Origin of the sequence: Melissococcus plutonius ATCC 35311, from assembly GCF_000270185.1 — a bacterium.
Lineage (GTDB): Bacteria > Bacillota > Bacilli > Lactobacillales > Enterococcaceae > Melissococcus > Melissococcus plutonius.
In genome coordinates this window covers 392,387-411,890 of the sequence record NC_015516.1, presented here as the reverse complement: position 1 = coordinate 411,890, position 19,504 = coordinate 392,387, and the positions used below count along the sequence as shown (strand labels likewise).

General features: G+C 31.6%; 13 protein-coding genes, 2 pseudogenes and 1 other annotated feature. Of the genes and pseudogenes, 2 read left to right on the top strand and 13 right to left on the bottom strand.

The features are described from left to right. Positions 1–207: 207 nt before the first annotated feature. The 7 genes and pseudogenes from MPTP_RS01750 to MPTP_RS10175 all read right to left on the bottom strand — a co-directional run bounded on the left by MPTP_RS01750 (position 208) and on the right by MPTP_RS10175 (position 8,253). Positions 208–537: a hypothetical protein gene (locus MPTP_RS01750; RefSeq protein ID WP_013773305.1), complete on the bottom strand. Its 330-nt coding sequence runs from the start codon at positions 535–537 to the stop codon at positions 208–210. 481 nt (positions 538–1,018) lie between these two features. Then, a pseudogene (gene celB, locus MPTP_RS01745) lies at positions 1,019–2,374 on the bottom strand (PTS cellobiose transporter subunit IIC). Positions 2,375–2,392: 18 nt separating this feature from the next. Next, the gene (locus tag MPTP_RS01740; protein ID WP_013773304.1) at positions 2,393–2,728 is read right to left on the bottom strand and encodes a PTS sugar transporter subunit IIB; all 336 of its coding nucleotides are present in this window, start codon (positions 2,726–2,728) and stop codon (positions 2,393–2,395) included. Between the two features lie 49 nt (positions 2,729–2,777). Continuing rightward, positions 2,778–3,731: a N(4)-(beta-N-acetylglucosaminyl)-L-asparaginase gene (locus tag MPTP_RS01735; protein WP_013773303.1), complete on the bottom strand. Its 954-nt coding sequence runs from the start codon at positions 3,729–3,731 to the stop codon at positions 2,778–2,780. A gap of 426 nt (positions 3,732–4,157) precedes the next feature. Then, positions 4,158–5,465: pseudogene (locus MPTP_RS01730) on the bottom strand (Sapep family Mn(2+)-dependent dipeptidase). A gap of 646 nt (positions 5,466–6,111) precedes the next feature. Next, entirely contained in the window at positions 6,112–7,506 is a 1,395-nt protein-coding gene (asnS, locus tag MPTP_RS01725) for an asparagine--tRNA ligase (protein WP_013773300.1), read from the bottom strand. 58 nt (positions 7,507–7,564) lie between these two features. Continuing rightward, positions 7,565–7,829: a binding site (T-box leader), on the bottom strand. Between the two features lie 295 nt (positions 7,830–8,124). Next, positions 8,125–8,253, bottom strand: a complete 129-nt coding sequence (locus MPTP_RS10175) for a hypothetical protein (protein ID WP_013773299.1) — start codon at positions 8,251–8,253, stop codon at positions 8,125–8,127. Positions 8,254–8,787: 534 nt separating this feature from the next. Here MPTP_RS10175 and MPTP_RS01720 point away from each other — a divergent pair. Further along, complete coding sequence (locus MPTP_RS01720; RefSeq protein WP_013773298.1) at positions 8,788–10,473, top strand: glycosyltransferase family protein; 1,686 nt, start codon at positions 8,788–8,790, stop codon at positions 10,471–10,473. 802 nt (positions 10,474–11,275) lie between these two features. On the opposite strand, the gene xylB is transcribed toward MPTP_RS01720, so the two are convergent. Both xylB and xylA read right to left on the bottom strand, forming a co-directional pair. After that, complete coding sequence (gene xylB / locus MPTP_RS01715) at positions 11,276–12,769, bottom strand: xylulokinase (protein WP_013773296.1); 1,494 nt, start codon at positions 12,767–12,769, stop codon at positions 11,276–11,278. Positions 12,770–12,778: 9 nt separating this feature from the next. After that, the gene (xylA, locus tag MPTP_RS01710; protein ID WP_013773295.1) at positions 12,779–14,083 is read right to left on the bottom strand and encodes a xylose isomerase; all 1,305 of its coding nucleotides are present in this window, start codon (positions 14,081–14,083) and stop codon (positions 12,779–12,781) included. A 147-nt stretch (positions 14,084–14,230) separates the two neighbouring features. Between xylA and MPTP_RS01705 the strand changes: the two genes are divergently transcribed. Further along, on the top strand, positions 14,231–15,391 hold the full coding sequence (locus tag MPTP_RS01705) for an ROK family transcriptional regulator (RefSeq protein ID WP_013773294.1): 1,161 nt from the start codon (positions 14,231–14,233) through the stop codon (positions 15,389–15,391). 331 nt (positions 15,392–15,722) lie between these two features. Here the strand turns inward: MPTP_RS01705 and MPTP_RS01700 are convergent, their stop codons facing one another. The 4 genes from MPTP_RS01700 to lacD form a co-directional block, all read right to left on the bottom strand. Next, entirely contained in the window at positions 15,723–17,240 is a 1,518-nt protein-coding gene (locus MPTP_RS01700) for a hypothetical protein (RefSeq protein ID WP_231849651.1), read from the bottom strand. A 14-nt stretch (positions 17,241–17,254) separates the two neighbouring features. Beyond that, positions 17,255–17,395, bottom strand: coding sequence for a hypothetical protein (locus MPTP_RS09645; RefSeq protein ID WP_013773292.1), 141 nt, complete (start codon positions 17,393–17,395; stop codon positions 17,255–17,257). Next, positions 17,392–18,282 (bottom strand): ABC transporter ATP-binding protein, encoded by an 891-nt coding sequence (locus MPTP_RS01695; RefSeq protein ID WP_013773291.1) that lies wholly within the window; start codon positions 18,280–18,282, stop codon positions 17,392–17,394. Before MPTP_RS01695 ends, MPTP_RS09645 begins: the two co-directional genes overlap by 4 nt. A gap of 228 nt (positions 18,283–18,510) precedes the next feature. Continuing rightward, complete coding sequence (gene lacD / locus MPTP_RS01690; RefSeq protein WP_013773290.1) at positions 18,511–19,494, bottom strand: tagatose-bisphosphate aldolase; 984 nt, start codon at positions 19,492–19,494, stop codon at positions 18,511–18,513. Positions 19,495–19,504 lie beyond the last annotated feature (10 nt).

Sequence of the window (19,504 nt, the reverse complement as noted above, 5' to 3'; positions counted from 1 at the left end):
TGACAATTAAACAATCAAAATTATTGGTTTTAATTATTCCATTATACTACTTTAACAAACTGAATGAAGCAATCGCTTGTTACTAGTCAGTCTACAATAATTATGATAATAATCATTATTAAACTACTGAATAAAATTTTTAGATTCTATTTTACTACCTAATTATGAATTCAATCTATTATTATTGATAGGTCTATTAATTCATTTTCATAGATAATTATTCATAAGAAAATTTCTCATTGCAATTAATTCACTGGGAGTTGCAAATCTCTCACCATTCAATAGTTCTTCTAGATCATCTGATGTAATCGCTAGTTCATTAGAAACTACCTCATCATTAAGTTTTTTCTCTGCTTGAATTTTTTGAATATTGGTAACTAGTAATATTGTTTCAAATTCATCATCTGCTAACATGCCATCACTTGATTGATCAAAGGAAATTAATTCTTTTATTGTTTCTAGATCCAAGGACTTATCAGCACTTTCTGCCAGTTGTTTTACTTGTTGTGTAATAACATCTTTATCTTCCATGGACATTTTATTTTCCTCCATCTTTTTTAATAGATTTATTATTGTTAATTCTCACATACTATCAGGGCTTTTGCAATATTAGTGATTTTTTAATAAATAGCTAATAGAAGTTCATATTATGAATAGATGAAACAAATAAACTAAATACCTTTACTATTTTATGACTAATCAATTTTTAATTAGTCAATTTTATTTTACAATCAAGCAAAACTCTATAAATAAATTTGTGCCTTTAAGATAATTGATCAAATCATTCAAAACACCCACATAATGGTGTCTCATGAAACACTTAATATAATAAAATAACAACTATTATTTTAATTGAAATTTTTAGCTAACTCATCCAATCATTTGAGCATTTGATCAACATACCCTTTGCTCTATAAACACTTGTACTTTTTTCTCAATTGTTTGTATCTTATCTAGCCATTTTTATTAATATATTTAATCATTATTTCTATTTTTTAACAAATACACCAAATTATTTTTAGATATCATTGAAATCAAATCCATCAAGATCTATTTCTTCTGATTCATTTTCTTCCGCCTCTGATTCTTCGTTCACATATTGATCATCCATAACTTTAACAAATGGATAATAAATAACCATTCCTAAAAGAAATAATAATCCTTGTAAAACGCCACCTTGCCAACCACTAACTAAAAATCCAGAAATAATCGGCGGTGTTGTCCAGGGTAGTTGAATACCATTTGTTAATGGCACAAGGTGCCAACGCATTGCAAAATAGGTAATAACAATGTTCACTGTTTGGACCAATACAAATGGAATTAAGATGATCGGATTTAAGACAACTGGTAATCTAAAAATAATCGGTTAATTAATTCCAAAGATTCCTGGAATGATAGATAGTTGGGATAGCTTTTTAATCCGCTGACTTTTGCAAAAAAAGATCATGACAATCACTAATGATAAGGTGGAACCAGCACCACCTACAGTCGCAAACATATCTTGAAATTGTCCTGTAATAATATTATGCATTGGCTGGCCATCCTTAAATGCATGTAGATTTTCAACTGACAATGCCCGTAAAACAGGATTAAAAACAGCACCAACGACACTACCGCCATTGATACCAAAAAACCAGAAAAAGTGTAAAAACAAATAAGCAACAACCATAGCACCTAATGTATTTCCAAGACTTAATAATGGCGCTTGTAGGAATTTAAAAATAACCTCTTGTAAATTACCATAGTTCGTTAAAGAAACAAGCCAATTGATCAAAAACATAATGGCAACTACAACAAAACTTGGAATCAATGCTTCAAAGGATTTCACAACGGTAGGTGGTACACCATTTGGCATTTTAATAGTCCAACCCTTGCGAATCATTGCTACAAATAAACGTGTAGAAATCAGTGCAACAATCATTCCCAAAAATAATCCATTTGAGCCCATCCATTTTAATGGCAAACTATTCACTTCATAGATTTTTTTGCTATGTTCAGGAGTGAACAAAGTTGTATAGGGAGTTAAAATAAAAAAGGAAACAAGTGCAATAATTCCGGCTTGGATAGCATCGACCTTGAATTGTTTTCCTAAACTATAAGCAATCGCTACAACAGTCAAAATTGCCATCACGTCAAAACTAGCACTTGCTGGCACTGCCATCACCTCTGCCCAATGCTCGCCAAAAATACTTGTCATCCAGGTATTCCAATTCGGCAAAGGAAAGTTCGCAATTAATAAAAATAATGAACCAACAATAAGTAAAGGTGTTGTCAGTAAAAAGCCATCTCGAATTGCAACTAAATAGTTGTTTTCACCAATGATTTTTGCTAATGGTTTTAAGTTTTTTTCCAACCAATTTAAGAACTTTTGCATGATGTTTCTTTCCTCCAATTATTTCTTGTTTTTATGTTGTTTAATTAGTTTAAGTGTCTCTTTCACTGCTTTTTCACCATCCATCATGCCATAAGTTTCTGGTTCAATAGCAGCTACTGGTATGTTTTGCTGTTTAAATTGCTCTTTGGTTTTTTCTAACAAAAAACGCACTTGTGGACCTAACAAAATCGCTACTGGTTTTTCTCTATCAACCATTTCTTGTGCTTGTGCAATGGGAAAAGCGTTAATTTCTAAAGGCATTTGATGTTCTTTAACCACTTCCATCATTTTATTAACCATGATGCTTGTTGACATGCCTGCATCACAAAATAAGTAAACTTTTTTATTTTCCATTTTTTATCTCCTTTATCTCATTACTTCTTTCAATTTTAATTACAGTTAATCAGTCTATTGGTGCTTTAATTCTTTGTTCATAAGCATCCAACCATTGTTTTGTAATCGGTTGTATTTTTGTTTTATGATCGGACAAGCCATTTGCAATAAAAATTTGTGAGGCTGTTTGATCGGTCCCCACACTGAAGGTAAATTCAACATTCGTAGCAACTCCCCACTCGCCTTGACTATTCATGGCAATCAATGAAAAAGCACCTGCCTTACCATAGCGTTTCGTTAATTTGTCATGAAACGAGTAGACTGCAGAATCACAAGCTTCTTGTGGTCGTCTACCCTCTCCCATCAAACGAACAATCTCATAAGCCAAACATCCCTTCATCAAATCTTCCCCTAATCCAGTTGCTGCAGCGCCACCAATTGCACTATCTACATAAAATCCTGATCCTGATAATGGTGAATCACCAACACGCCCAGGTTCTTTCATAAACAAGCCTGAACTTGATGTCCCAACTGCCATTGTTCCCATTTTATCAAGCGTAACTGCTCCCACTGTATCATGTCCATCATAGGGATTTAGATGATTCTCATGGATTTCTCTCAATCGTTTTTCCCAAATTTTATGTGCTCTTTCAGTCAGCATATTTTTTCTTTCAAAACCATTTAACATAGCATATCTAGTAGCGCCTTGTCCAACACGAAAACTGTTGAATTTTTCTTCACTTAGTTGCCTTGCGACAGAAATCGGATTTTTTACATCTGTAATGCTAGCTACAGCACCTATCTTAAAAGTATTTCCATCCATATAAGCTGCATCCATTTCAAGAATTCCTTCAACGTTTGGCAATCCTCCATAACCAACCGATTTATAAAATGGATAATCTTCAACAGTCTTAATTAATACTTCTAAAGCATTTCCTGCTTTTTCTCCTTGTTCTAATAAGCGAAGTGCCTCAATCACTCCTTCATGAGCCATCCGCCATGTAGCAATCGTACCAAAAACCATTTTTTCTCCTTTCTTTTCCTCTTGTTTGTTTCTATAAAATTACTACATATAGTATATACTATTATATATTTATCAAAAATAGAATATTCAAATTTTCTATCTATTTTTACAATATATACAAATAAATTCATTTTATTTGATAACTATTAACAAATATAGAGAAATAAATCTCAAAAAAAATAACTTTTTCTTATTGATAAACTCAATCTATTAAAATAGTGATTTAGCAAAAACAAATGATTTAGACATAAAAATTTTAATGACATATCATTCATTATGTTTGATAAATCTTCTTTATTTAGCAAAATAATCAAAAACCAATTGAGTGAACTATTGAATACCATTTTTTAAAATAGATTTTTAAAAAGATAGGTAATTCTTCTTTTTAATTTCTACTTATTTCTTTAAAATTGAACAGACATAAAATTAGTTTTGTCCTAATTCGATTAACGCATGCATATAAATTTCCATATTTTTTAGTAAATCTATTTCATCCATATATTCATCTTTATTATGAGCAATACCTTTTTGGCCTGGAAACGAAGGACCAAAAGCCACTAGATTTGGCATAAATCAAGCATAGGTGGCACCAGTAGTTGTAACCGGCGTACCTTCTTTCTGGGTAACTGCTTCATATACCTTAGATAAAAGTTGAACATGTTTATCTTCTTTAGGAAAATGATGGCTTTTAATTTGTCGAACAATTGTTAGATTGCTTGTTTGTAGTAATTGTTTTTTTAGTATATTGGTAATTTCAGCTTCTGTAACTGATATTGGATATCGAATAGCTATTTCTAGAGAAATTTGACTTTCTTCTTTTGTCAATTTATAGGGAGTTAAAATAAGTGAACCGCTTTCTTTATCTGAAAAATTAAGACCCAACCCTTCACCATAATGTTTATCAGTTAAATGAGTATTCAACCAACCAAAATAATGCCTTAACTGACCAGAAACTAAGTCTTCTTTATATAATTTTTTAGCAAGTAATGTAATTGCATTGATACCCATTTCCGGTGCATTAGTTGGCGATCGCTTTCCAATTACGTTAATTAAATGTCCATTCACCGTTGTTTCCAGCAGATCCGGTACATGATCCATTGCTTGATCTCCTAAAATTTCGCCTAAGTGTGCTAATTCTGAAGCTGGCAATGTTGTTGTAATTTTATAATTTACAATACCTCTTTCACCATAAACTACTGGATATTTACAACCAGGTGTAAAACCAAATAAGGGAGGTTGCTCTTCACTCAAATACATTGGAATATCTGTACTCCCACTTTCTTCGTCTGTCCCAAAAATAATACGAATCGTTCGTTTTAACTTTATTCCTTGATCTTTCAAAAGTTTCATTCCGAATAAACAAGCCATGATAGGTCCCTTATTGTCTAAAATTCCCCGTCCATATAGTCGATCAGATGCCTTACTCAATGCAAAGGGTGGAAAGGACCAATCGCTTCCAGCTGGTACTACGTCTAAATGTCCCACCACACCTATATACTCACCTTCATTTCCCCATTGTGCATATCCCATAGCATATTTCACTATCTTTGTTTCAAATCCATAAGATTTAGCTAATTTCATAACTTCTTCTAATGCTTCTTTTGTTTTTACACCAAAGGGTGCATTCATTTTTGCTTCACTTTTAACACTAGGAATTTCGATAATTTTTGCTAGGTCATGATAAAATGTTTCTTTATTTTCCTCAATTATTTTTTTGATATCTATATTTTTCATAAATGTCCTCCTATATAATATGACCATTAAATAAATCATTAGCTCTATATACTGTTAATTTTAAAATATAACAAGGTTTGAATTTCTTTTTAGCATTATTTCGTTATTTGGCATGCTATAACCTAATTATATTACTCTCTTTCATCTATACTTAGGTAGTTAAAAAAATAGTTATACTAACTGTTTAACTCTATAAATTATCTAAATAAAATGAATAATTTTATAATGTGAAGTTCTCTTAAACTAGATTTTTATTTATATCTGATTGAAATATGAAAAATAGCTATACATTATTTATTAATACCTAGAAAAAGAAAATTTTATTATCTTTTTTAAACCGCTTACTTTTGAATTTAAATAAATAATAAAACATTTAAGTGTTTTCTATCTATAGAATCGATTATTTATCTCCCCGAAAATTGTTACACTGGCTAAAAAATTTAATCATTTTTTATACATGTATTTAGTAAATTTATATAGTAAAATTATCTATCCTTATACATTAACAAAGATATGGAAAAATTATTTTCCATATCTTTGTATCTTATTTCTTTATCTCTACTTAATGAATACAGCTGATTAAAAAATGATTAAATACCTGAATAAATAGGCCATTTATCACATAATATCATTTAAAAATCAATTTTTAAAAATCAGCATTCCCAGGTGTTCTTGGGAAAGAAATAACATCTCTGATATTTTCCATACCTGTTACGTACATAATTAGACGTTCAAACCCAATACCAAATCCTGAATGAACCGTTTCACCATATTCACGTAACTCTAGATACCATTCATAATCATCAACAGTTAAGCCAAATTCTGCCATGCGGGTAGCCAGTACATCTTTTCTCTCTTCACGTTGACTACCACCAATCAATTCCCCAATTCTTGGAACCAACAAATCCATAGCAGCAACTGTCTCTTTGTCTTCATTTTGACGCATATAAAATGCTTTAATTTTCTCTGGATAATCTGTAATAAAGACTGGACGATCAAAAATTTCTTCACAGATATAGCGTTCATGCTCAGTTTGTAAATCGATTCCCCAAGTAACAGGATAATCAAAAGTATGATTACTTTTTTGCAATAATTCAATCGCTTCAGAATAGGTAACTCGTGCAAAACTAGTTTTCGCTGTTTCTCTCAAACGTGTCAGTAATCCTTGGTCAATGTTTTGTGTTAAAAATTCTAATTCTTCTGGTGCTTTTTCTAATACATATTCAATGACATAATGAAGTAATGCTTCAGCAATATCCATACTATCTGTTAAATCAGCGAATGCCATTTCTGGTTCGATCATCCAAAATTCAGAAGCATGTCGAGCGGTATGAGAATTTTCTGCTCTAAAGGTTGGACCAAAAGTGTACGTATTTCCAAAAGCTAATGCGAATGCCTCTGCTGGCAATTGTCCACTGACTGTCAAATTCGTTTGTCTTCTGAAAAAGTCTTCACTATTATCTACTTCTCCCGTCTCAGTTTTTGGAAGATTATTTAAATCAAGCGTCGTAACTCGAAACATTTCTCCAGCTCCCTCACTATCGCTACTTGTAATTAAAGGAGTATGTACGTAGACAAAGTCTCTTTCTTGGAAAAAACGATGAATGGCATAAGAAACGAGTGAACGAATACGAAACACGGAATAATAAGTGCTGGTTCTTGGACGTAGATGTGCAATCGTTCGTAAATATTCATAAGAATGCTTTTTCTTTTGTAAAGGATATTCCGAATTGGAAGTCCCTTCCAAAATTACACGTTGCGCCTGAATTTCAAATGCTTGCTTGGCATCTGGCGTAGAAACCACTATTCCAACTATTTTAATGGTTGAACTGATCGGTAGTTTAACTACTTCATCATAATTTCCTATCACAGAACGATCCAATACAATCTGAACATTTTTCAAAAATGAACCATCATTTAATTCGATAAAACCAAACTTCTTTGATCCTCTGACTGTTCGAATCCAGCCATTGATTTCAACTTCTTGGTTATCAAAAAGATGAAGATTTTCATATAAGTCTTTTATTCTTACCGTATGCATATCTTAACCCTCCAGTTATAATTTAAAAAATAATATAAAAAAGCCTCTCATCCCTACTAAAAAGGACGAAAGGTTATCTTCCGTGGTACCACCTATCTTGCTTTAATGAAAAAGCCGACTTTATTGAGTACAATTATACTCACCAATTTTAACGTATTGGTTACGTCTATACCTACTTTGATCAAATTTTTACTGGCTTAATCGATCATTTCAGTTCGAGACTCCAAGGTGTTTTTCTTAAACATTTGTCTGCTAAGCTTTCACTGCCCTTAACTCGCTGATAGTTCAAACTGCTTAATACTTACCCTTTTCATTGTCTTTCAACTATCTATTATTTTAATTAAATTTACCATAAAAATAGTGACTTGACAATTATTTTTCAATGTTTACTAAAATAACAAGCAAAAAATAACGAGTTATCAATATAAAATAATTACTAAATCAACTCTATTATGATCATTTTAGATTTTTTAATAAATTAATTTTATTCATAAAATGAATAAACTCTAATCAACCAAGAATTGATCGTCAAATTTATTAAAAATAAAGAATCATCTTTCATTAATCAAGTAAAAGTGAATAATTCCAGATCTTCTTATCTTATCAAGTTTTCATTTATTATAAGACTTCATATCCCTGAATCACTGAATCATCTAATTGAATTCTATACTCTTTCAAAGAAAAATAGCTTAACTCCTTAGAAAGTGGATTGGGATTGGCATTTACATTTATATTTATATAAATCATGATATTTTGTAGTGTATCTCTTCAATAAGATTAAGCACTTCTGTCATGTAGCTACCCTTTATAATAAACTTGCTACGTCCCTTTCTTCATTTATTCATATCACTGCTATTTTCAGATTAATTCAATAGCAAATTTTTAGATACACTCTAGTATCAATAATTTAAAAATTTAAATGACAAACACAACGATTCTTTGATACAATTAAGATTATTAACAAAAAATAAACAAACAATTTACACAGGGAGGATAAATCAATGTTGTAATACATTTGTCGGTAGAGAGATAGGAATAGTTTAGGAATTTTATTTATGTAGTAAAACATATATTTTGAAAACAGTCATATTTGGTTAATTATTCCAGGGATAAAAATACTGAATGTGTGAAAGAGTATAAAGATTATTATTAAATAGAAAAAACCTATCAAACAGGTTTCTTCATATGAAAAGATAAATAAAAACTGAAATCGTTACAAACCCATTTAATAAATTAGTTATGTTATATAAAATTATTTATGAAAGGTGAAATGAGAATATCTTGAAAAAAAATAGAGAAATAACCTTATTTGTGCTGCTGGTAGTTATTGCTAGCGTTTTTTCCTTTTTATTTTTTAGAAATACACAACAAATCTTGATAACAGGGGATCTACCCTTTCATTTTTCTAGAATAAAAGGATTGTCCTCTGTATTTTCTGGTCCAATCAATTTTACTACATTTAACAGTTATGGTGGTGGCGTAAACTTTTTTTATCCCTACCTAACACTTTTTCCAGCCGTGATCTTTTACTGGATGACAAATAATTTGATTTTAAGTTATGTTCTATATGTTTGGATACTGAATGTTTGTACAATTTTAGTAACCTATTATTACGGTCAAAAGTTTTTTAAACGGGTAGATGCAGCATTCTTATTCAGTTGTCTGTATACCTTTTATGGTTATCGTCTAATCGATATCTATCAACGTTCAGCCATTGCAGAATCAATTGCTCTAACGATTATGCCAGTTGTCCTATATTACACGTATGCTCTTATTTTTGAAAAGAAGAACTGTGTAATTCCTTTAGCCATCAGTATGAGTTTGCTCTTTTATACCCACGTTATTTCCACGCTCATGAGTGTTATTGTTATTGGATTACTCTTTATTGGTTCTATATTTTCTAAGCGAAAAAATAAAGAAGAAATTTTCAACTTGATTCTAAGGCTGGCAAAAGCCGTTGGATGGACGATTCTCCTAACAATGTATTTTTGGTATCCAATGCTACAGCAAGTTCGACATCAAAAAATAAAGCGTCCTTTTCAGCCAATCCTGCAAGATAGGGCATTGAACTTCTCTGACAGTTTGATTGGTGCAATAAACAATGATCTGATAACATTTACCATGGGAATTATTGGAGTGGCTTCATTAATTCTTCCGCTTTTCTTTTTTAAAAAATTTGGTAAAAAAGAAAAAATCATTTATTTTTGTGCAGTAATCACTTGGTTTTTATCAACTAATCTTTTTCCATGGCAACTTTTACAAAAAACACCCATTCAATTGATTCAATTTCCTTGGAGAATCTTAGGTTTTCAAATACTTTTTGGGTCATTAATTTTAGTCATAGCATTTTTGAAATGGGAAACAACTAAGAAAAAACGGATAGGAAGCATTGTAGGCATTTTCATTCTCCTTTTTACAATGACCATGGCAACAAAAGTAAATTATTCGCACAGAATCCAATCATATCCAGGTCGCTTGATTATGACAAAAGAGGCTGTTACACATTATACTACTTCACGGATTGGAGGAACCCATGATTATGTCCCACTAGATGCGATGAATCATGCAGGGCATTTAGAAAAACATGAAGTGAAAGTTGGAAATAAATGGAAAAATGCCTCCCATAAAGCCTATGGTGCAAAAATAGTCTATACAGTAGAAGAATCGGAAGCACAAAAAATTACGTTACCTGTTTTCAATTATTGGGGAACAGTCACAAAAGTAAATGGTCAAAAAACTAGAATGGAAAATGATGACGGCTTAGTATCAATTAAAGGAAAGAAAGGAATAACAATTGTTGAGATTTCATCTACTTATCCAACAACAATGATCCTAGCTTTGTTGTTAAGTGTAGGAACCCTTTTATTTTTATTTATACGATATTTAGTAAGCAGAATAATGAATGCTAAAAATATAGAGACTGTTACAAATGTGTCAGAAGATAATTATCAAGTTAACACTATCTAAACAGCAGATTAATGAATCTATTTTTTATATAGTTTTAAATAAATTAATATTTAATTTATCTTTTTTCATAAATTAGAGAGTATTCAATTTCTGATTTTATCTGGCTTTAAGAAGTTTTATATATGATTTTTAATTTTATTAAAAAATAAGAAATAAATTGGTTCAACCCAACTATATAGAAAATTTACGCTTTCTATATAGTTGGGTTGAAATTTTAGTTTAAGCTAAAAATCTACTATCTATCATAGATTTCTGAAATCTATTTCAAATAAGTAGCAAAATGTAAAAATGAACTTCATTTCAATAAAACTACCATTTATTCTCTACAAATATTATTGGTGTGTATCTAGAAACTTGCTATTGAGTGAATCTAAAGATAGCAAGATATAAACAAATGCAAAAAAAGACGTAGCAAGTTTATCATAACGAGTAGCTACATGACAAAAGTGCTTAATCTGATCGAAGAAGCACTCCATATGATGTCGTTTCTTTATATAAATACTAATCCATTTTCCAAGGAGTTAAGCTATTTTCCTATGAAGGAATAGTGTAAAAATTCTGTTTTGAAGCAATCTATTCTCGAAGTTCTTTTACTCCATAAATTTTAATCATCCCGTTGGTTATTCATATCTGTTCTGTTTCATGATGATTGACTTTAACCATTTCTACCAAAGTACTCTACATAACTCAGTTGTTCTCAGACGTACTCTAATATTTGACTATTTTTACAATATCTATAACATTGCATTTTATTTTATTGAGAAGATATCATTATCTTTGTTGTTTATTATTGGTATTATTTTTACTTAATTTTTTGATAGGAGGAAAGGGAGTGAATTGCTGGATAAATTGCTCGATAATGTTCATAAATTGGTGTATAAATAGAAACATTTTTTGGATTAGGAAATATTGGCTCTGTATAATGTACAATCTGCTTGGCACATTCCTCAATACTTCGATACCAACCTAAACCAATTGCCGCTAACATAGCTGCTCCAAACCCAGGTCCCTGTTCTGTTTTCAGACATACGATCGGTGAATCAAAAATATCAGCTTGCATGTGTAACCAATTGGGATTCCTTGCTCCGCCGCCTGTAGAAATAATTTTTTTGAACGATTTATTCGCAATCGTCTGCATGAGCATTTGTGAATCTTTTAATGAAAAAGTAATTCCTTCCATTGCTGCCCGGGTAAAGTATTTTAATGTATGTGAAGCATCAATCCCAATAAAACTTCCTCGAATTGTACTATCTGCATAGGGTGTTCTTTCACCAGCAATATAAGGAGTAAAAAATAGACCATTTGCACCTGGCTCTACATCTGTTATTTGGCTCGTTAATTCTTCAAAGCTGGCTTCCTTAGCAAAAGTATTTTTAAACCAATCTAGACTCCTACCCGCTGATAGGGTAACTCCCATCGAATAGAAAGCATCATCAACAGCATGATTGAAGAGATGCAATGTGCCTTTGTATTCAACTTCTGCTTCTGCTTCGTAAGATAAGAAAACACCAGAAGTACCAATACTTACCATTGCCGTTTCTGAATTTAAAATCCCAGCACCAATAGCAGAACAAGCATTGTCAGCCCCACCTGTATAAATCATGATATCATGCGTTAAGCCAAAGGCTTCTTTTAGTTCCTTACGCATTTTTCCAGCCATATCGGTTGATTTTTTAATTTCCGGTAAATAGTCTTGAGGGACCTTAAATAAATCTAATAAAGGCAGTGACCATGCTTTACCTTTAAGGCCCATCAGTAAAGTTCCTGCTGCATCTGAATAATCAGTAGCAATATGACCGGTTAACCAAAATCTTAAATAATCTTTAGGTAACATGATATGTCGAACCTGTTCCCAAATCATTGGTTCATTTTCCTGCAACCAAAGTAGTTTTGGTAAAGTAAATCTCTCTAATGGTTTATTTTGGGTAATTTCTATTAAGCGATCACCAAGCAATTCTTGAATTTGTTTGCATTGTACAGTGGTTCTGACATCATTCCATAATATAGCATTTCTTAAGATTTCTTTGTTTTTATTCAAAACAACCAAACTATGCATCTGTCCAGAGAAGCTAATTCCCATCAAATCTTGCTTTAAATTAGGATATTTTTCTATTAACTGCCTTATAATTCGTTGACAAGCATTTATCCATTCTTCAGGATTTTGTTCACTAAATCCCGTTTTGGGCATGAGAATTGGATAAGAATAGGACAGTGTATCAATCACTACACCCATCTTATTCATTAATATTCCTTTTAAACTACTGGTACCTAAATCAAAACCTATTACGTACGCCATCTTTTTCACCTACACTAAATAGTCATTTAAAAGCGATCTCACATGTTCAATATGACTAGACGATAATTTTACTTGATCGTGTTGAAGTGCATAGGTTGTTAAACTTTCCAAATCTTCTTTATTGTCTAAAATGCGTTGTCCTATGCCTTCATGATAACTCTTGTAACGTTCCTGTTTTATATTTTCTAAAAATTTTGATTCCATTAATTTTGCTGCTGCTTTTAATCCTCTTGCATAAGTATCCATACCAGCAATGTGAGATAATAACAAATCTTCCATTTCAAATGAGGAACGACGCACCTTAGCATCAAAATTTAGACCACATGGTGCAATCCCACCATTTTCCAAAATCTGATACATCGCAAACGTTGCTTCATAAATATCTGTAGGAAATTCATCCGTATCCCAACCAAGTAAGGGGTCTCCCTGATTTGCATCAATAGAGCCTAACGCATGATACGTACGAGCAACCGTCAATTCATGATCAAATGTATGGCCAGCTAATGTGGCATGATTCGCTTCTAAATTTAATTTGAAGTCTTCTTCTAACTGGTATTTTTGAATAAATGCCATGGTTGTTGCTGCATCAAAATCATATTGGTGTTTTGAAGGTTCCATGGCTTTCGGTTCGATTAAAAATTGTGGTTTATGGTTGATTTTTTGACCATATTGAATCGCCATTTTAAACAGGCGAGCCATATTGTCTTGTTCAAATCCCATATCTGTATTCAACAAGGTTTCGTATCCTTCACGTCCTCCCCAAAAAACATAATTTTCACCATTTAATTTTTTATTGATATCTAATCCCTTTTTTACCTGAGCTGCCGCGATGGCAAATACTTCTGCATTGTTTGAAGAAGCAGCACCGTTGGTAAATCTTGGATGCGAAAATAAATTTGCCGTATTCCATAGTAATTTTTTACCTGTTTTTTCCATTTTTTCTTTGATTAAATCGGTTATCTCATCAATATTATTAAAAAACTCTTCTAACGAATCTCCTTGTGGTGCAATATCAACATCATGAAAACAAAAATAATCAACATCTAATTTTTCTAAAATTTCAAAAAAGGCTTCTACCCGATTTTTAGCTGTCTCCATTGGTGTTTCTCCAAACCAAGTACGAATATGGGAAGGATCGCCAAAAGGATCGGTACCATCTTGAGTCATTGTATGCCAATACGCTAAAGCAAATCGCAGATGTTCTTTCATCGATTTACCTAAAATAACTTCATCCGGATTATAATGTCTAAATGCAAAAGAGTTGTTTGTTGTAGTACCTTCAAATGTCACTTTTTTTACCTCAGGAAAATACATAGGATAACCTCCAAAATAACTTGATTTAAGTTAGTTAGTACAGTAAACTATCTTATAAATAAACTATAATTGATAAAAAGATAAAAGTCAAACGCTTTCATAATAAATTATTTATCAATAAATGATCAATTCTAAAGGAGTCTACCTATGGTGTATAGCAAATATACAATTCGTGAACAAAATGAAGCAACCATTTTAAATTATATTATTAAGAATAAAGAAATTTCCCGAGCAAAATTAGCAGAAATTTCCTCCCTAAATAAAGCTTCCGTTTCATCCATTGTCAAAAAATTAATCGATGAACAATTTATTTTAGAAACAAAGATTGGAGAATCTTCTGAATCAGGCGGTAGAAAACCTATTTTACTTACTTTTAATCAAACGACTGCATTGTTAATAGGAATTGATTTAGGAGATAATTATATAGATGCTCTTCTTTCTTACATTGATGGCACAGAAATTACTAGAATACAATTGAAAAATAGCACTATTCATGCAAAGAATGTGGAAACAATCATTCATACAATTATTACTGAGTGTGAAAAACAAGCTCCCCAAACACCACATGGCATTGTCGGTTTAACAATTGGTATTCATGGTCAGGTATTTAAAGAGATGATTCGATTTACACCTTATTATGATTTGGAAAATATTAACCTTGCTAAACGCTTAAACGATCGGTATGAATTTCCTGTCTATCTTGAGAACGAAGCAAATTTATCTGCACTTGGTGAATATACATTTTCTTCTGACTATGAATCTTTAGTCACCATTAGTCTCCATCGAGGGATTGGCGCGGGAATTGTAAAACAAGGAAAACTAACGATTGGCTACCAAGGAAATGCTGGTGAAATTGGGCATACCATCCTAATTCCTAATGGCAGACAATGTCCTTGTGGAAATAAGGGCTGTCTTGAACAATATTGTTCAATGAAAATAATTTGTGATGAAATAAAAGAAAAGAAAAAATGGCATGACTTTAATATGGACCGTCTCGTTCAAGCCTATCATGACAATGATGCCTTACTAGTCAGTCAAATAGAAAAATATGCTGAATTACTTGCCATTGGCATTAATAATATTATTGCCATCAATGCACCACAACTTGTTATTTTCAATAGTTCATTGACACAGGCTTTACCTGAAATGGTTGCATTGATTAAGAAACAATTAACAAATCGTTTTTCTAAAGATGTTGTTATTATGAATAGTGCAACCACTTGGAATCCAGCTATTTATGGTGCATTAGCTTACTCTGCCCAGCGATTTTTAAATATTAAACAATTAAAATTGATAGATTGGAAATAACAGATAACGATTAATAAAATAGAGAAAAACGATTTATACCTTCCTGTTATTTTATGAAAATAAATTACTTTAGATGGCGGACTAATAACAGTTTTTGATTATTTTCAGTAAATAGATTGTAAAGCTAGAAATATCTCTGAAAAAAATCTGCCAAAAATCAAAAATAGAGAATAATGGAATAGAAAATTAACAAATTTAATGTTGACTACTTCTTTGTAGGTACTTAACTTTTAACCAGACACCTATTTATGAAACATAAAGATCCTTTAATATCATCTTTATGTTTCATCTACTAATTTTGTTACTCTATTTCTACTAACGATCCATAACATCATGGAGATAATTTCTTCTTTTTTAATTTATTTTTCCAAGGTAATTGTATCGATCGAAAATTCTTCGTACTACTAATGACTAGATAGTTACTTATAATTCCTAATATAGTAAAGCCAATCCAACCGATCAATAGAAAAATTAGTGCACGCATTGATTGAGTGTACGGGTTAAAAAGATTAATGAATTTAGCCTTTTGAAAAATATCAATGTACCATACAAACAAGAATAAAATCTCAAAAGGTAATTCATTATGAAAAATACTATTACTTGCATATGCAAATGACACAACAAGTAAAGAACTTATACTAACGATACCAACTCCTGTTAGGTTATGTAGCATAAGTGATTTCACAATAGTCCCTGAAAAATAGAGAAGCCAAACTAGCCATTCAATCAGTAATAGACGCCAGCTGAAATACTTTGGATAAGCGAGTGTTGTTTTTAAGTAATCTTCTGCTTTTTTAAAACCCATTTTAGCCCAGATGGAAATAGGAATGATAGTCGCCAGTATTAATAATTGTTCATTAAATTTTGTACGAATAAGAACCCATTGCGCAATAAAGATAAGTGCAACCATAAAGATAGCGATTGGTCTCTCACGAATAACTAACAATGCTTGATAGTAAAAGAGACGTAGAGAGGATACATATTTAACCGATATTTCTATTTTTTTCTTAGGTTGTAATGAACAAGTTTGGTAAGCAGTTTGTAAATTGGTAGTTTCAATTGTATTTGCTATTTTTTTCTTTAATTTATGTTTATTTTTTATGGAAAAAATAGAGACTAATGGTGTTACCCATTGAACAAAATATAATAAACTGAACGTAAATAGAATCAAAATGACACGAGTCACGATAAATGCTGGTTCCCATTTAAAATGAAAAGTAAAAAAAGTATTCGTAGGTGGACTTATCCCAAAGATATTGAAGCCGGGAATACTCCCTCCATAAGTAGCAACAAATGATTCAAGTACCAATTTCAAACAATACTTAAAACCACCAATATCAAAAATTTCGACAAGAATATTGCTATTTTTACTATACTCTAGATTAATTAGCGAAGAAGAAACTAGAATCATTGCTACCATAAAAATAAAAAAATTACCTAAGGTCCCTTTCAACAATGGCATAACTTCAAAAATAATCTCAAGAGTACTCAATAGATAAACAAGTGGGAGAATGATGATTAGATAGGGAATAAGATAAGATGAAATAGTGATCATCGAAGATTCATTTCGCAATAATTGAATAATCATACCGAAAAATTCAATAATAAGCATTAACCCTGCTAGATAAAGAAAATTACCTAAGCGCTTCCCTTCAAAAAATGCCGATTTATTAACATTACTACTCGCCATTAACATACCATATCCATCTAGTTGTTCTCGTCTCATTGTTTTTCGAATTAAAAAAATACCAATAAATAATAAAACTGTTGAAAAATAAATGATGATCAACATTCCTATCCAATCTGAGTTATAAAAACCACGAGCAGACAAGATATCCTCACGTCGCAAAGAAATAGAGAAATTTAATGTTGAATTTCGATCTGGAAAACAAAAAAGGTAAACAGCATTAAGAAAACAAGAATAGCCAAGGTATTTTTTTGACGAATTTTTTGTAATAACTCTATTTTTGCAACATTCCATACGTTAAATAACCAGTTTTTCATAATGCTACCTGTTTTTCTCGATTAGCCTTTTTATAACGAATATGATATAGGTAAAGATCTTCTAATGTTGGGTAGATTAAGTTTGCTTCATCTTTTGGTTGCTTCTTAGAAATAACGCGCATTTCTATCTTGTTTTGTTTATGGAACGTATTGATGATAAAATATTCTTGTTGCTTATTTTGATATTCTTCTGGCGAAACCGTTAACTCCCAAACCTTTCCGTCTATCGTCTTTAATAAGGCATCTGTATTTCCTTGTACTTGTATTTCACCCTGGTCTAAGATAATAATATGATTTGCTACTGATTCTATGTCTGAAACAATATGGGTAGACAATAAAATGACTGTATTCTCAGCAAGTTCGGTCATAATATGTTTTAAATTCAGTCTTTCATCAGGATCAAGTCCAACTGTTGATTCATCCAGAATCAACAATTTTGGATGATTTAACAGAGATTGAGCAATTCCTAACCGTTGTTTCATCCCACCAGAATACGTGGAAATCCTTTTTCTCGCAACTTGGGTAAGATTAAGTAAATCTAAGAGCTGCAAACTGTTTTGTTTTGCCGTTCTATAACCAATTCCCTTTGCTGTACTCATAAAATCTAAGAATTCTTCACCAGTCAGATTATTGGGTAGTTGGAAATTTTGAGGTACATAACCTAAAGATGCTTTCAAGTTAAAAGAAGGCTCCGAATGATCAAGATAATGAATATGACCACTACTAACTTTTTCCAAACCAACCAAAATTTTGATTAATGTTGATTTTCCAGCACCATTAGGCCCAATCAGACCAGTAATACCATTTTTTAGATTTGTATTTATTCCTTTAAGTACAACAGATTCATTGGTATAAAATTTTATTAGGTTATCAATACTGATTTCCATGAAAATCTCCTTTTAAATAGATTTTATCATAAAAACGACAGGACAAACTGTTCATTTAAACAAATTGTTAAAAAAATCATAGGATTGATCTTTAAAGTAAACAATATAAATAATAACCCTTGCTAAGAAAATTTTAACAAGGGTTTTAACAACAAGTGCGTGAATTATTAGTATTTTTAGTTATTAAGTCGACTAAATAGCTATCATTATTTTATTTGTATCCACCTTTTACGACCACTCAATCGGTGTTGCTGTCTCTTTTAGTATAGCATTTAATTCTGAAAGATTTTTTCTACCAACATCTTGCATCCATTTTCTGGCTGCTGCTTCGCCTTGAAGGACAAAGGATTCTACACCATTTGCCCATGTTGCTCTACCACAGAGCACGCCATTAAATGTTGATCCAGCTGACTTGGCAAATTGCAATGTTTGTTGGAAAAGTTCAGCAGTAACGCCTGCACTTAAAAAAATAAATGGTAGGTCGGTTGCTTTTGATTGTTCTTTAAAATAAGTTGCTGCCTCTGCTTTAGAATAAACGATTTCTTCCTTACTTGTTGCAATTCCTTCAACATAATTCATATTTACAGGTATTTCAACTTTTAATACATCAATTGCATAACGAGGATTTGAGAATTCCTTCATTGTTGCAATAACTTTATTTGGTTTTTTTACAGCAAATTCTTTTGAATTAGCATCAGGATTACCTGCATCGTAGGAAATAAGTTCAAGGAAAAAAGGTAATTTTTCTGCTAAACATTCTGAACCGATTCGTTCCATAAATGCCTTTTTTTGTTCATTAATTTCATCTGGCTCATCGATATCGTAATATAATAAGAATTTACATGCTTGAGCGCCTGCTTCTTTTAATCGCTTAACAGACCAAACGGGTAAGATATCTGGCAAACGTCCAGGTGTCGCTGCATCATAACCGGTCTTTTCATAGGCTAGTAATAATCCAGCTTGCTTGTCTCGCACTTTAGCTGCAGGTAATCCATATTCCGGATCTAATAAAATGGCAGAAGTATCTGGTGTTAACTCGGAAGAAATAATTTCTTTAAATCGTTCAATTTGTTTGTCACTAGCTGCTTCTGACTGAAATTTACTGATCATTTTCTTTAATGCTCCTCGTTGATCAATCGCTATAGCACTAATAACTTGTTTCTCATTGACTAATTGTTGCATGATAGCTTTTTTTTCAGATATTAACCGCATAAAATCCATT